Origin of the sequence: Streptomyces pluripotens (assembly GCF_000802245.2) — a bacterium.
GTDB classification, from domain to species: Bacteria; Actinomycetota; Actinomycetes; order Streptomycetales; family Streptomycetaceae; genus Streptomyces; species Streptomyces pluripotens.
The window spans coordinates 6,484,671-6,499,495 of record NZ_CP021080.1; the positions used below are offsets into that span (position 1 = coordinate 6,484,671).

Genomic DNA, 14,825 nt, shown 5'->3' on the forward strand with positions numbered 1-14,825 from the left:
GACACCGGCCGACGGCGGACCCACAGCAGCACGACTCGCACGACTGCACGAAGGGGAAGCCATGACAGCGACGACCGACGGAAGCACCGGGGCGACCTTGCCGTCCCGCGCTACCGCGGCCAGCGACACCACCCTCATCACCCCCGAGGCGGCGGCCGGGGCAGGGGAAGCCGCCGCACGCGCCGCGAGGCGCGCCACCGAGTTCCTGCTCTCCCGGCAGGACGTACAGGGCTGGTGGAAGGGCGACCTGGAGACGAACGTCACCATGGACGCCGAGGACCTGCTGCTCCGCCAGTTCCTGGGCATCCGGGAGGAGGCGACGACACAGGCCGCCGCCGTCTTCATCCGAGGTGAACAGCGCGAGGACGGAACCTGGGCCACCTTCTTCGGCGGACCGGGCGAACTGTCCACGAGCATCGAGGCGTACGTCGCCCTGCGCCTGGCCGGCGACGAGCCCGACGCCCCGCACATGGCGAAGGCCTCCGCCTGGATCCGCGAACACGGCGGCATCGCCGCCTCCCGGGTCTTCACCCGGATCTGGCTGGCCCTCTTCGGTTGGTGGAAGTGGGAGGACTTGCCCGAACTCCCGCCGGAGCTGATCTACTTCCCCAGCTGGATGCCGCTCAACATCTACGACTTCGGGTGCTGGGCCCGGCAGACGATCGTGCCGCTCACGGTCGTCTCGGCCAAGCGCCCGGTCCGCCCGGCGCCCTTCCCGCTGGACGAGCTGCACACCGATCCGGACACCCCGAACCCGCCGAAGCCGCTCGCGCCCGTGGCGAGTTGGGACGGCGCCTTCCAGCGCCTGGACAAGATGCTGCACCAGTTGCGCAAGGTCGCCCCACGCGGGCTGCGCAAGGCCGCGATGAACTCCGCCGCCCGCTGGATCATCGAGCGGCAGGAGAACGACGGCTGCTGGGGCGGAATCCAACCCCCGGCCGTGTACTCGGTCATCGCCCTGCACCTGCTCGGCTACGACCTCCAGCACCCGGTCATGCGCGAGGGCCTCGCATCGCTGGACCGTTTCGCCGTCTGGCGCGAGGATGGCGCCCGAATGATCGAGGCCTGCCAGTCCCCGGTCTGGGACACCTGCCTCGCCGTCATCGCGCTCGCCGACGCCGGCCTGCCCACCGACCACCCGCAACTGGTCAAGGCCGCCGACTGGATGCTCGGCGAGGAGATCGTCCGTCCCGGCGACTGGGCCGTGAAGCGTCCTCAACTCCCCCCGGGTGGCTGGGCCTTCGAGTTCCACAACGACAACTACCCGGACATCGACGACACCGCCGAGGTGGCTCTCGCGCTGCGCCGGGTCAGGCACCATGACCCCGAGCGGGTGGACCGGGCCATCGGCCGGGCCGTGCGCTGGAACCTCGGGATGCAGTCGAAGAACGGTGCATGGGGCGCTTTCGACGTCGACAACACCAGCTCCTTCCCCAACCGGCTGCCCTTCTGCGACTTCGGCGAGGTCATTGACCCACCGTCAGCGGACGTCACCGCGCACGTCGTGGAGATGCTGGCCGCCGAGGGGCTCGCCCACGACCCGCGCACCCGCCGGGGCATCGCGTGGCTGCTCGCCGAACAGGAGCCGAACGGAGCCTGGTTCGGCCGCTGGGGCGTCAACTACCTCTACGGGACCGGGTCGGTGGTGCCCGCGCTCACGGCGGCCGGCCTACCCGTTGCGCACCCCGCGATCCGCAAGGCGGTGGCCTGGCTGGAGAGCGTCCAGAATGACGACGGCGGCTGGGGCGAGGACCTGCGCTCCTACCAGCAGGCCGAAGAGTGGAGCGGTCGCGGTGTCTCCACCGCTTCCCAGACGGCGTGGGCGCTGATGGCGCTGCTGGCGGCGGGGGAACGGGACTCCACCGCGGTCGAGCGGGGCATCCAGTGGCTGGCCGGGACCCAGCGCGAGGACGGCACCTGGGACGAACCGTACTTCACCGGTACCGGCTTCCCCTGGGACTTCTCCATCAACTACCACCTCTACCGGCAGGTCTTTCCGCTCACCGCGCTCGGGCGGTACCTGCACGGCGACCCCTTCGAGAGGCAACTGCTCGCCAGGGCAGGCCAACCGCCCGCCAGGGCCGGCAGGCCCCTCTCCGAGGCCAGGGGGAGCTGACTTGAGCAGCCAGCCCGCCCCGCCTCCGCTGCTGATCGCCTGCGCGCTCGGCATCGAGCACCTCGCCCTGCGCACCGGTGACCGCGGCGGTGCGGGCGGGCCGTACACCGTCGTCCGTACGGGCATGGGTCCCCGTGCGGCGGAACGGTCCGTCTCCCGCTACCTGGCGGGTCCGGCACTGGCGAACGCGGCAGTGCTGGCCACCGGTTTCTGTGCCGGGCTCGCCCCCGGCATGCACCCCGGCGACCTCGTCGTCGCCGAGGAGACCCGGGACGCGTGCTCCACCGTCGCCTGCATGGGCACCGAACTGCTGGTCAAGGAACTCGTGCGCCTGTTGCCCGGACGCACCGTCCACACCGGTCCACTCACCGGCTCCGACCATGTGGTCCGCGGCCCCGAGCGGTCCGCTCTCCTCGGGACCGGAGCGATCGCCGTCGACATGGAATCGGCGGCCACGCTCCGCAGTGCTGTCCGGGCGGGCGAGCGCCCTGTTGCGGCCGTACGGGTGGTCGTGGACGCTCCTGAACACGAGCTCGTCCGGATCGGCACGGTGCGCGGTGGAATATCAGCCTTCCGTGTGCTTCGTTCCGTCCTTCCCGCTTTTTTCGAATGGCACCGTTCCTTGCTGCTCCCCCGGAGGTGAGCCAGATGGCCATGCCGTTGCGTCAGTCCATCAAGGTCGCTACTTACCTGGCTGAACAGAAGCTCCGCAGGCGGGACAAGTTTCCGCTCATCGTGGAGCTGGAGCCGCTCTTCGCCTGCAACCTCAAGTGCGAGGGGTGCGGCAAGATCCAGCACCCAGCCGGCGTGCTCAAACAGCGCATGCCGGTCGCCCAGGCCGTGGGCGCGGTGTTGGAGTCGGGTGCGCCGATGGTGTCCATCGCCGGTGGCGAACCGCTGATGCACCCTCAGATCGATGAGATCGTGCGGCAGCTGGTGGCGAAGCGGAAGTACGTCTTCCTGTGCACCAACGCCATGCTGCTGCGCAAGAAGATGGACAAGTTCAGTCCCTCGCCGTACTTCGCCTTCGCGGTGCACATCGACGGGCTGCGCGAACGGCACGACGAGTCCGTTGCGAAGGAGGGTGTGTTCGACGAGGCGGTGCAGGCCATCAAGGAGGCCAAACAGCGCGGCTTCCGGGTGACCACCAATTCGACCTTCTTCAACACCGACACCCCGCAGACCATCATCGAGGTACTCAATTTCCTCAACGACGACCTTCAGGTCGACGAGATGATGATCTCGCCCGCCTACGCCTACGAGAAGGCCCCCGACCAGGAGCACTTCCTCGGGGTCGAGCAGACCCGCGAGCTGTTCAAGAAGGCTTTCGCGGGCGGTAACCGCAGGCGCTGGCGGCTCAACCACTCGCCGCTCTTCCTGGACTTCCTGGAGGGCAAGGTCGACTTCCCGTGCACCGCATGGGCGATCCCGAACTACTCGCTGTTCGGCTGGCAGCGCCCCTGCTACCTGATGAGCGACGGATACGTGCCCACGTACCGCGAGCTCATCGAGGAGACTGACTGGGACCAGTACGGCCGCGGCAAGGACCCGCGCTGCGCCAACTGCATGGCGCACTGCGGCTACGAGCCCACCGCCGTCCTCGCCACCATGGGCTCCCTGAAGGAGTCCCTGCGGGCCATGCGCGAGACCGTCTCCGGTAACCGGGAGCAACCGTCATGACCGCCGTTCCCTTGGGCGTTCCCGAGGTACCGGCCCGGCCGGTCGCGTCGCGGCGAGCGTCGCGGCGGATCCAGGTCGGTGGCGTGGCGGTCGGTGGGGATGCGCCGGTTTCGGTCCAGTCGATGACCACGACTCGTACGTCTGACATCGGTGCGACGCTTCAGCAGATCGCCGAGCTGACCGCGTCCGGCTGCCAGATCGTGCGGGTCGCCTGTCCCACCCAGGATGATGCCGACGCCCTCGCGGTCATTGCCCGCAAGTCCCAGATCCCGGTCATCGCGGACATCCACTTCCAGCCCAAGTACGTCTTCGCGGCCATCGAGGCGGGCTGTGCCGCGGTCCGCGTCAATCCGGGCAACATCAAGAAGTTCGACGACCAGGTCAAGGAGATCGCGCGGGCCGCGAAGGACCGCGGCACTCCGGTGCGTATCGGTGTCAATGCCGGTTCCCTCGACAAGCGGCTGCTGCAGAAGTACGGCAAGGCGACCCCCGAGGCCCTGGTGGAGTCGGCCCTGTGGGAGGCGTCCCTGTTCGAGGAGCACGACTTCCGGGACATCAAGATCTCGGTCAAGCACAACGATCCGGTCGTGATGATCGAGGCCTACCGCCAGCTTGCCGAGCGGTGCGACTACCCGTTGCACCTCGGTGTGACGGAGGCCGGGCCTGCTTTCCAGGGCACGGTGAAGTCCGCGGTCGCCTTTGGTGCGCTCCTCTCCCAGGGCATCGGCGACACCATCCGTGTCTCCCTGTCGGCCCCGCCCGTGGAGGAGGTCAAGGTCGGTATCCAGATCCTGGAGTCGTTGAACCTGCGCCAGCGTGGTCTGGAGATCGTCTCCTGTCCGTCCTGCGGCCGTGCCCAGGTCGACGTCTACAAGCTTGCCGAGGAGGTCACCGCCGGTCTGACCGGTATGGAGGTTCCGCTGCGTGTCGCGGTGATGGGCTGCGTCGTCAACGGTCCGGGTGAGGCCCGCGAGGCCGACCTCGGTGTCGCCTCCGGCAATGGCAAGGGCCAGATCTTCGTCAAGGGCGAGGTCATCAAGACTGTTCCCGAGTCCAAGATCGTGGAGACCCTCATCGAAGAGGCCATGAAGCTCGCCGAGCAGACCAAGTGAGTTGAGGCAAGGCACCAACCGAGAGGGGGCCGAGCGTGACGATTCTGGAGTCGATCCGGGGACCACGCGACCTGAAGGCGCTGTCCGAGACGGAACTCGCTGAACTATCGGATGAAATACGCGAGTTCCTGGTGCACGCGGTGTCGAGGACCGGCGGGCACCTCGGCCCTAACCTGGGAGTGGTGGAACTGTCCATCGCACTCCACCGGGTCTTCGAGTCGCCGGTCGACCGCATCCTGTGGGACACCGGGCACCAGAGCTATGTCCACAAACTGCTGACGGGACGACAGGACTTTTCCAAACTGCGCGGCAAGGGCGGTCTGTCCGGTTACCCCTCGCGCGAGGAATCCGCACACGACGTCATCGAGAACAGCCACGCCTCCACGGCACTCGGCTGGGCCGACGGCCTCGCCAAGGCCGACCAGGTACGGGGCGAGAGAGGGCATGTCGTCGCGGTGATCGGCGACGGTGCGCTGACCGGCGGCATGGCCTGGGAAGCGCTGAACAACATCGCGGCTGCCAAGGACCGTCCGCTCATCATCGTCGTCAACGACAACGAGCGTTCGTACGCGCCCACCATCGGCGGTCTCGCCAATCACCTGGCCACCCTGCGCACCACCGACAGCTACGAGAAGTTCCTGGCCTGGGGAAAGGACGTACTGCTGAGGACCCCCGTCGTCGGCGGCACCATCTACGAGTCCCTGCACGGTGCGAAGAAGGGCTTCAAGGACGCCTTCGCCCCGCAGGGCCTGTTCGAGGACCTGGGCCTGAAGTACGTCGGCCCGATCGACGGGCACGACATCGGTGCCGTGGAGTCGGCGCTGCGCCGCGCCAGACGTTTCCACGGTCCTGTCCTGGTGCACTGCCTCACGGAGAAGGGCCGCGGCTACGAGCCGGCCCTGGCCCACGAGGAGGACCACTTCCACACCGTCGGCGTGATGGACCCGCTCACCTGCGTGCCGCTCACACCGTCGAGCGGGCCGTCCTGGACCTCGGTGTTCGGCGACGAGATCGTGAAGATCGGTGCGGAACGGGACGACATCGTCGCGATCACGGCGGCCATGCTGCGTCCGGTCGGTCTGGCCGGGTTCGCCGAGCGTTTCCCTGACCGGGTGTGGGACGTGGGCATCGCCGAACAACACGCGGCCGTCTCCGCGGCAGGCCTCGCCACCGGTGGCCTGCACCCGGTTGTCGCCGTCTACGCCACCTTCCTCAACCGTGCCTTCGACCAGCTGTTGATGGACGTCGCCCTGCACCGTTGCGGGGTGACGTTCGTACTGGACCGGGCCGGCGTCACCGGTGTCGACGGCGCCTCGCACAACGGCATGTGGGACATGTCCGTCCTCCAAGTCGTTCCCGGACTGCGGATCGCCGCCCCGCGCGACGCCGACCAACTGCGGGCGCAGTTGCGCGAGGCGGTCGCCGTGGACGACGCGCCCACGGTGGTCCGCTTCCCCAAGGAGACAGTCGGCCCCCGGATTCCAGCAGTCGGCCAGGTCGGCGGCATGGACGTCCTGCACCGTGCCGAGCACCCCGAGGTGCTCCTGGTGGCCGTCGGGGTGATGGCATCGGTGTGCCTGCAGGCCGCCGATCTGCTGGCGGCCGGTGGCATCGAGTGCACGGTGGTGGATCCCCGGTGGGTCAAACCCGTCGATCCCGCACTGCCCGCTCTCGCCGCCGGGCACCGCCTGGTCGCCGTCGTCGAGGACAACAGCCGTGCAGCTGGCGTCGGTTCGGCAGTCGCGCTTGCGCTCGGCGATGCCGATGTGGACGTGCCGGTGCGGCGGTTCGGCATCCCGGAGCAGTTCCTCACCCACGCCAAGCGCGGCGAGGTACTGGCCGACATCGGCCTCACGCCCGTCGAGATCGCCGGGCGGATCAGCGCGAGCCTGGCCGTAAGGGACGCCGTCGGCACAGCCAAGGAGATGGAATGACCAGCGAGTTCGACCTCGGCGCGCTGATCGCCGAGCGCGGAGCCGAACGCTACGAGCTGCACAGCAGGTACCTGAACCCGCAGCTTCCGCGCATGCTGCACACCATCGGCTTCGACAGGGTCTACGAGCGCGCCGAGGGCGCCCACTTCTTCGATGCTGAGGGAAACGACTACCTGGACATGCTCGCCGGGTTCGGTGTGATGGGCCTGGGTCGTCACCACCCGGTCGTCCGCAAGGCACTGCACGACGTCCTGGACCTGGACCTGGCCGATCTCACCCGCTTCGACTGCCCGCCCCTGCCCGGCCTGCTCGCCGAGCGTCTCCTCGCTCACAGTCCGCACCTGGATCGGGTCTTCTTCGGTAACAGCGGCACCGAAGCGGTTGAGACGGCGTTGAAGTTCGCCCGCTACGCAACCGGCAGGCCGCGCATCCTCTACTGCCACCACGCCTTCCACGGCCTAACCACCGGTTCGCTGTCGGTCAACGGGGAGCAGGGCTTCCGCGACGGCTTCGCCCCCCTGCTGCCCGACACCGCCGTACCCCTCGGGGATCTCGACTCCCTCGCACGGGAGCTGAAGAGGGGTGATGTGGCCGCTCTGATCGTCGAGCCGATCCAAGGCAAGGGCGTGCACGAGGCACCTCCCGGCTATCTGCGCGCCGCCCAGGATCTGCTCCACCGGCAGGGGGCGCTGCTCATCGCCGACGAGGTGCAGACCGGGCTGGGCCGCACCGGCGACTTCTACGCCTACCAGCACGAGGAGGGTGTCGAACCCGACCTGCTGTGTGTGGCCAAGGCGCTCTCCGGCGGTTACGTCCCGGTCGGTGCGACCCTCGGCAAGGACTGGATCTTCAAGAAGGTGTTCTCGTCCATGGACCGGGTACTGGTCCACTCGGCGAGCTTCGGCTCCAATGCCCAGGCGATGGCGGCCGGTCTGGCCGTGCTGTCGGTCATGGAGAACGAGCGCATTGTCGCCCATGTGCGGAGGACCGGCGAACTGCTCAGGTCCCGGCTCGCCGCGCTGACCGAGAAGTACGAGTTGATCGCCGACGTCCGCGGCCGGGGCCTGATGATCGGCATCGAGTTCGGCAGGCCGTCCTCGCTGAAGCTGCGCAGCCGCTGGACCATGCTCCAGGCGGCACGCAAGGGCCTGTTCGCCCAGATGGTCGTCGTACCGCTGCTGCAGCGGCACCGGATCCTCACCCAGGTCTCCGGCGATCACCTGGAGGTGATCAAGCTGATCCCGCCACTGATTGTCGACGCGGCCGATGTGGACCGTTTCCTGGACGCCTTCACCGCGGTGATGGACGACGCACACGGAGGCGGCAGCCTGATGTGGGACTTCGGCAGGACACTGATCAAGCAGGCGGTGGCGAACCGTTAGGGCCCCGCCCCCGGGGTGGCTGCGCTCCGTCCCGGGCGTGCGGAGCCGGGCCGCGGGGGAGGGAGGCAGAACGGTTGCAGGACCGTGACGGCGGCGGTCCGTCCGAACAGTCCCGGGACGGTCCTCGTGGTGTGCTGTGTCGACGTGGGTGGATGTCGCGGCGGGGGCTGGACTCCTCAGGGTATTCGGGGGACTTTTGCCTAAAAGGCAAGAAAATTGCCGTACGGGCAACTTATCGGGCTCAATGGAGGCATGAACGCCCCAGAAGGCGAGCGGGCGGCGGATCAAGTTGACCAGCTGACCGCCGTCGCTCCGCAGCTGCGCGCACTGCGCCGACGATCCGGCCTCACCCTGGAGGCCGCTGCCCGAACAGTTGGGCTCTCGCCAGCCCATCTCTCCCGTCTGGAAACCGGGCACCGCCAGCCCTCTCTGCCGATGCTTCTCGCACTCGCCCGTACCTACGGTACGACCGTCTCCGAACTGCTCGGCGAGACGGTCGCCGACCGGGAGGCGATTGTGCGCGCCGCAGAGATGGAGCCGACCCGGGCAGGCGGCTGGACCTACGTGCAGGCCGGGGCGCCTGGACGCGGTATGCAGGCCCTGCGCGTCCACGTGCCGTACGGCTCCCAGGGTGACATCGTGCGCGTCCACCCGGGTGAGGAATGGCTCTACGTCCTCAAGGGGCGCCTCCGGTTGGGCCTTGGCGACACCGCGCACCTGCTCGGGTCCGGGGACAGTGCGCACTTCGACTCGCTCACCCCGCACCGCCTCGCCGCCGAGGGCCACGACGGCGTGGAACTGCTGTTCGTCCACACCTTGTTGCAGAGTCCCACGGCCGCGCTGTGCCTGGGGCCGCTGAACGGAGAACTGCCATGAGCGATTTTGAGACCAAGTTCCCCCGTGCCCTGTGGGTCCGGCTGATCATCTACATCGCCCTCGGCCATGTCCTCGCCGCATTCCTCTACCTGCTGTTCGCGGTGGGCGCGAAGGGTTGAGCCGGTGGGCCGGGTGCAGTCCCGCCGGCTGCCTGCTGGACTGACCGGCGGGGTCCGGTCAGTCCAGCAGGCGCTCACGCAGCCGGTCCCGGGTCTCTGCGGAGAGGCCGAGACCCTGCTCCAGGTAGAGGTCGACCCCGCCCCAGGTGTCCTCGATGCTCGCGAAAGCTGCCTGCAGATACTCGGCGCGCGCTTCGAACATCGGACTGAGCAGATCCATCACCTCAGCGCTGTACGCGGTCTCCGCGCTGCCGCTGCGGTGGACCTTGTAGCGGCGGTGCTTGGCGTTGGACTCCAGGTAGTCGGCGACGATCGCCTCGCGTTCCACACCCACCGCGAGGAGCGTGACCGCTATGGAGATGCCTGCGCGGTCCTTGCCCGCCGCGCAGTGCATCAGTGCGGGCACACTGTCCTCGGCGAGCGCGTGCAGCACCTGCGAGTGCTCGCTGGTGCGTTCTACGACGATGGCCCGGTACGAGGCGACCATCCGGGCTGCCCCCTTGCCGTCGTCCAGGATCGCGCGCAGCTGGTTGAGGTCGCCGTCGCGGACCAACTTCCAGAACTCGGCTCCGTCCGCCGGGTCACTCAAGGGCAGGTTCACGTTCCGTACGCCGGGGAGTTCGACGTCGGGGCCCTCCAGCTTCTGGTCGGCCGCGTTGCGGAAGTCGAAGACCGTGTGCAAGCCCAGGGAGGCGAGGAAGGTCGCGTCGTCCCCCGTCGCGTGCGCCAGGTGCCCGCTGCGGAACAGCATGCCGTGGCGCACCCGCCGTCCATGCACGGTCGGCAGTCCGCCCACGTCACGGAAATTGCGCACGCCGGTCAGCTCCGGCTCGGTCGACGGGACCTGCTGCGTCACGGGGGCTCCTCCCAATCGGCCCCGCCGGCGCGGCTCGTCGACGGGCGCACTGTCGACCATACGACATCGATTTCCTCAGGCAATGAGTTGTCCACAGGGCATTGCCACGCGAGCGAGACGGCCTGATGATGTTCAGACTCGGTCGGATTTGTTGACACCTGTGGGGTTTCGATGGTGGAGATCGCCGAAGACGGACGTACCTGGCTCCTGTCAGGGCCCGCCAGCAGTTATGCGCTGCATCTCACCGGGGCGGATGAACTCTTGCACCTCCACTGGGGGCCGCGGATCGCGCTCGCGGACGCCGAGGAGCTGGCGGTCTGTCCGCTGCCCGTCTACCGGCCCTTCGAGTCCCCGCTCGACGGCCGCGAGGAATACCCGGTCGAGGGCGGCCCCCGCTTCGTCCGCCCCGCCCTGTCCGCGCGCACCAGGGAACGGCGCGGCACCGAGTGGCGCTTCGTGTCGTACGAGGCCGGGGGAGGGGGAGAACTGCGGCTCCGCTTCGACGACGGCGGGCTGGGGATCACCCTGCACTACCGGATGCGCGGTGATGTCGTCGAGCGCTGGGTCACCCTGGCGAACGGCGGGCACACCGGGGTGGAGTTGCTGCGGGCCGACGCCGCCACCTGGACGCTCCCCGACCGTGAGGGTTGGCGGCTGTCCCAGCTGCACGGTCGGTGGGCGGCGGAGTCCCGGCTCGTTACCTCGGCGCTCACCTATGGCGAGAAGGTCATCGGTAGCCGTCGGGGCCACACCGGCCACCAGCACCTGCCCTGGGTCGCACTCGACACCGATGCCACCGAGGAGCACGGCGAGGTGTACGGCTGTGCGCTGGGCTGGTCCGGCTCTTGGCGCATCGCGGTCGCCCAACTCCCTGACGCGCGCGTGCAGATCACCGGTGGCGCCGGCTACGACGACTCCGGCCTGCTGCTCCTTCGGTCGGGGGAGTCGTACACCACCCCGGTCTTCGCGGGCCTGTGGAGCGGTGGTGGCTTCGGCGGGGCCAGTCGTACCTGGCACGCGTACCAGCGTGCTCACATCATCCCCGACGCGGAGCGGGACCGGCCCGTCCTCTTCAACTCCTGGGAGGCCACCGGTTTCGACATCTGCGAGGAGCAACAGGCCGCCCTGGCCCGCCGGGCCGCCGGCATCGGCGTCGAGCTGTTCGTGGTGGACGACGGATGGTTCGGTGCCCGCACCAGCGACCGCGCCGGGCTCGGTGACTGGACCGCCGCCCCCGACCGCTTCCCGCGCGGCCTCAAGCCCCTCGCCGACCAGGTACATGGACTCGGCATGCAGTTCGGTGTCTGGGTCGAGCCGGAGATGGTCAATCCGGACAGCGATCTCTATCGCGCCCACCCGGACTGGGTGCAATACCAAATGGGACGTAAGCGGACGGAGCTGCGCAATCAACTCGTCCTCAACTTGGCCCGAGAGGACGTCCAGGAATATCTGTGGGAGCAGTTGGACGCACTGTTGTCGAGTGCTCCGATCGACTATGTGAAGTGGGACTTCAACCGCTGCTTCACCGATGCCGGCTGGCCCGGGGAGCCGTATCCGCAGCATCTGTGGGTGGACCACGTGCGTGCCCTGTACGCCCTGGTGGACCGGTTGCGCGCGGCCCACCCCGCGGTCGCCTTCGAGTCCTGCTCCGGTGGTGGTGGCCGGATCGACCTCGCAGTGATGAGCCGCACCGACCAAGTGTGGACCTCCGACAACACCGACCCACTGGACCGGCTGGTCATTCAGTACGGCTTCAGTCAGATCCACCCCGCCCGGGTCATGGCCGCCTGGGTCACGGACAGTCCGAATACCCAGCTCAACGGCAGGGTGAGTACGCTGCGGTTCCGTTTCGTCAGCGCCATGGCCGGGGTGCTCGGCGTGGGTGGCGACCTGGTGCGGTGGAGTGCGGAGGAGCTGGCCGAGGCCCGGCTGTGGGTGGAGCTGTACAAGCGGATCCGTCCGGTGGTCCAGCGTGGCGAGCTGTACCGGCTCAGGCCCCCGACGGGCGGGCTGAGTGCGGTCCAGTACGTCCTGGGGCAGGAGGTCGTGATCTTGGCCTGGCTGCAGGCGCAGGGCTATGGCGAGCCGGTTCCAGCGCTGCGGTTGCGGGGACTCGATCCGACGGCTTCCTATGAATGCCGCGAAACGGGCGAAGTGCACAGGGGCGCTGTCCTGCTCCATGGCGGACTGCGAACCGGGCTGCGTGGCGACCTGGATGCGACGGTTCTCCGTCTGCGTCGCATCTGAGCTTTCTACCCGAATTGCAGCCTTCGCTCTAACTCGCCATGGAATAGGGGGTCATGGTGCGCCGTTGCGTGAGGAGCATCATATTCGTGACCGTACGTCGTGTGTCATGTTTCTGTAATTCGCTTGTTTTGAAGGGGAATTGCAAGGACGTAGGCGGCGGGAATTCACGGAGAGTGACGGTGGTTTCCGTCTTTGATCACCGGATTCGTGACCGGCGGGAACCGGCTGCTTGTTTCCGTGCGTCCCACTCCCTTACGTTCGCCACCAATCCGGACGGAACGCCGAGTCCTGCCGCCGCCCGGAGTCCCCACACTTGACCCGTGTTCGGCAGGAGCGGGGGACCCACCAGGTACGACTGCCTGTCCGGTCTCCGTGACAGGCCAGGGGTGCAGCCGCACACCGCGGCCGGGCAGCTCCAGCCCGAACCCGACAGCTGACCTCGCAGGCGCCGGAGAGGAATGCGCCATGCCCGCGAAGGGTAAGCACCGACGTCCCAAGACCCAGCGTCTTTCCCGCTCCGTCGCTGCCGCCGGAACCGGCGGGGCCGCGCTGGCCCTCCCGCTCATCGGGGCCACCGGAGCGCACGCGGCCCCCGCGTCGCAGTCCGTTTCCGCCGGGGCCATGCGATCCCTTCCGACTGTGGTGAAGGAGGCCGCCCAGCCGAGTCCAGGTGTGCGTCACTACACGGTGAAGCCCGGCGACTGCCTTTCGGTGATCGCCGACAGGCAGCATGTCCGTGGCGGATGGCACCGGCTCTACGACGACAACCGGCAGGCCATCGGCGGCGACCCGTCGCTGATCCACCCGGGCCTGAGGCTCACGCTCGGCGCGCAGGCCCGTACCGGGTCCGCCACCCCCCAGCACACCACCGGGACCTCAGCGTCCCCGGGCGCCCCGCGGTCCGCCACGTCGCAGGCGGCTCCGGTCTCCCCGTCATCCGGCTCCACCGCCGTGACAGCCGCCTCCACCGGCTACACCCTCCCGGTGACCGGTGCCGCCATCGGCACCGGCTACCACGTGGCCGGCAGCATGTGGTCGAGCGGCTACCACACCGGTGTCGACTTCGTCGTCCCGACCGGCACCTCCGTGAAGGCCGTGGCCGCAGGCACGGTCGTCGCGGCCGGCTGGGGAGGTGCCTACGGCAACCAGGTCGTCATCAGGCTGAACGACGGCTACTACGCCCAGTACGCCCACCTCTCCCAGCTCTCCGTCTCGGCCGGCCAAACGGTGTCCGAAGGCCAGCAGATCGGCCTGTCCGGTGCCACCGGAAACGTGACCGGCCCGCACCTGCACTTCGAGATCCGCACCACGCCGAACTATGGCTCCGACGTCGATCCGGTCGGGTACCTGCGCCAGCACGGCGTCGCAGTGGGCTGAGGAATCTCCCGCCCCAGCTACGCGACCCTCCTGTCCTGGACCACTCGCCCGGGTCTCGAACCGGGGGCCGGCCTCCGATGTTCGGGGGCCGGCCTCCGATACCTCCGGCACCCCCCTGGCGCGGCGATCACGCATTCAACGCGTTCAGAGGTGGCCGTATTCCTGGATCGCACCACACCAGGGAGTGGCTCATCTCACCGCCCGTCAACCCCTGCCTACGGTCGCGTAGGTCACATCCGGAGGTGAATCATGGTCCGATGTGGTTGACGATTCGAAGAATGACAACAGATCAGTGATCGGGTCGTACGCAGCGGTGGGGGACAGCTTCACCGAGGGCGTCGGCGATCCCGGCCCCGACGGGGCGTTCGTGGGCTGGGCCGACCGGCTCGCGGTGCTGCTCGCAGACCGGCGTCCCGAGGGCGACTTCCAATACACCAACCTCGCCGTGCGCGGGAAGCTGCTGGACCAGATCGTGGCTGATCAACTCCCAAGAGCCGTCGAGCTGGCCCCGGACCTGATTTCCCTCTGCGCGGGCGGCAACGACATCATCCGCCCCGGTACCGACCCGGACGACGTGGCCGAGCGGTTCGAGCGGGCCGTGGTCCGGCTCACCGAGGCTGCGGGCACGGTGATGGTGACGACCGGCTTCGACACTCGTGGCGTCCCTGTGCTCAAGCATCTGCGCGGCAAGATAGCCACCTACAACGGACACGTGCGTGCCATCGCCGACCGCTACGGCTGCCCCGTCCTCGACCTGTGGTCCCTCAAGTCCGTGCAGGACCGCAGGGCCTGGGACAGCGACCGGCTGCACCTCTCCCCCGAGGGCCACACGCGCGTGGCGTTGCGCGCCGGCCAGGTCCTCGGCCTCGACGTCCCGGCCGATCCGGAACAGCCGTGGCCACCGCTGCCACCCCGGGGAACTCTGGAGGTACGGCGCGATGACGTCCAGTGGGCCCGTGAGTTCCTCGTGCCGTGGATCGGCCGCCGGCTGCGCGGCGAGTCCTCCGGCGATCACGTGACGGCGAAGGGCGCGCTGTCGCCCGACGACATCAGGACGCGGATCGCCTCCGTGGCGTGACACCCGCAGGCCGCGGGCCCGGACCGGGCGGGCGTGGTCCGGGCCCGC

Annotated in this window: 12 protein-coding genes and 1 riboswitch; of the genes, 11 read left to right on the forward strand and 1 reads right to left on the reverse strand. The window is 68.7% G+C overall.

From position 1 onward, the window contains the following. The first annotated feature begins 61 nt into the window (after window positions 1-61). From shc to LK06_RS28775, 8 genes are all read left to right on the forward strand, one after another. Window positions 62-2,116, forward strand: coding sequence for a squalene--hopene cyclase (gene shc / locus LK06_RS28740; protein WP_039655453.1), 2,055 nt, complete (start codon window positions 62-64; stop codon window positions 2,114-2,116). Between the two features lies 1 nt (window position 2,117). Continuing rightward, the gene (locus LK06_RS28745) at window positions 2,118-2,759 is read left to right on the forward strand and encodes a phosphorylase family protein (protein ID WP_039655454.1); all 642 of its coding nucleotides are present in this window, start codon (window positions 2,118-2,120) and stop codon (window positions 2,757-2,759) included. 5 nt (window positions 2,760-2,764) lie between these two features. Beyond that, window positions 2,765-3,796 (forward strand): adenosyl-hopene transferase HpnH, encoded by a 1,032-nt coding sequence (gene hpnH, locus LK06_RS28750; protein WP_039655455.1) that lies wholly within the window; start codon window positions 2,765-2,767, stop codon window positions 3,794-3,796. Then, a complete protein-coding gene (ispG, locus tag LK06_RS28755) occupies window positions 3,793-4,908 on the forward strand; it encodes a flavodoxin-dependent (E)-4-hydroxy-3-methylbut-2-enyl-diphosphate synthase (RefSeq protein WP_086083539.1) in 1,116 nt (371 codons plus the stop codon). The genes hpnH and ispG overlap by 4 nt, the downstream gene beginning before the upstream one ends. Before the next feature lie 35 nt (window positions 4,909-4,943). Beyond that, window positions 4,944-6,842, forward strand: coding sequence for a 1-deoxy-D-xylulose-5-phosphate synthase (gene dxs, locus LK06_RS28760; RefSeq protein WP_039657486.1), 1,899 nt, complete (start codon window positions 4,944-4,946; stop codon window positions 6,840-6,842). After that, the gene (locus LK06_RS28765) at window positions 6,839-8,224 is read left to right on the forward strand and encodes an aspartate aminotransferase family protein (protein ID WP_039657484.1); all 1,386 of its coding nucleotides are present in this window, start codon (window positions 6,839-6,841) and stop codon (window positions 8,222-8,224) included. The genes dxs and LK06_RS28765 overlap by 4 nt, the downstream gene beginning before the upstream one ends. Before the next feature lie 252 nt (window positions 8,225-8,476). Next, window positions 8,477-9,100 carry a helix-turn-helix domain-containing protein gene (locus tag LK06_RS28770; protein WP_039657482.1) on the forward strand — a complete coding sequence of 208 codons (624 nt, stop codon included), beginning with the start codon at window positions 8,477-8,479 and terminating at the stop codon, window positions 9,098-9,100. Then, window positions 9,097-9,219, forward strand: coding sequence for a DUF6126 family protein (locus LK06_RS28775; protein ID WP_039657480.1), 123 nt, complete (start codon window positions 9,097-9,099; stop codon window positions 9,217-9,219). The genes LK06_RS28770 and LK06_RS28775 overlap by 4 nt, the downstream gene beginning before the upstream one ends. A gap of 58 nt (window positions 9,220-9,277) precedes the next feature. Here LK06_RS28775 and LK06_RS28780 read toward each other — a convergent pair whose 3' ends face one another. After that, window positions 9,278-10,075 carry a tyrosine-protein phosphatase gene (locus LK06_RS28780; protein ID WP_039657478.1) on the reverse strand — a complete coding sequence of 266 codons (798 nt, stop codon included), beginning with the start codon at window positions 10,073-10,075 and terminating at the stop codon, window positions 9,278-9,280. A gap of 171 nt (window positions 10,076-10,246) precedes the next feature. Here LK06_RS28780 and LK06_RS28785 point away from each other — a divergent pair, with 171 nt between their 5' ends. The 3 genes from LK06_RS28785 (at window position 10,247) to LK06_RS28795 (ending at window position 14,777) form a co-directional block, all read left to right on the forward strand. Further along, a complete protein-coding gene (locus LK06_RS28785) occupies window positions 10,247-12,322 on the forward strand; it encodes an alpha-galactosidase (protein WP_039657477.1) in 2,076 nt (691 codons plus the stop codon). 308 nt (window positions 12,323-12,630) lie between these two features. After that, window positions 12,631-12,783: riboswitch (cyclic di-AMP (ydaO/yuaA leader) on the forward strand. A gap of 4 nt (window positions 12,784-12,787) precedes the next feature. After that, entirely contained in the window at window positions 12,788-13,699 is a 912-nt protein-coding gene (locus LK06_RS28790) for a M23 family metallopeptidase (RefSeq protein WP_039657475.1), read from the forward strand. A gap of 292 nt (window positions 13,700-13,991) precedes the next feature. After that, on the forward strand, window positions 13,992-14,777 hold the full coding sequence (locus LK06_RS28795; RefSeq protein ID WP_039657473.1) for an SGNH/GDSL hydrolase family protein: 786 nt from the start codon (window positions 13,992-13,994) through the stop codon (window positions 14,775-14,777). Window positions 14,778-14,825 lie beyond the last annotated feature (48 nt).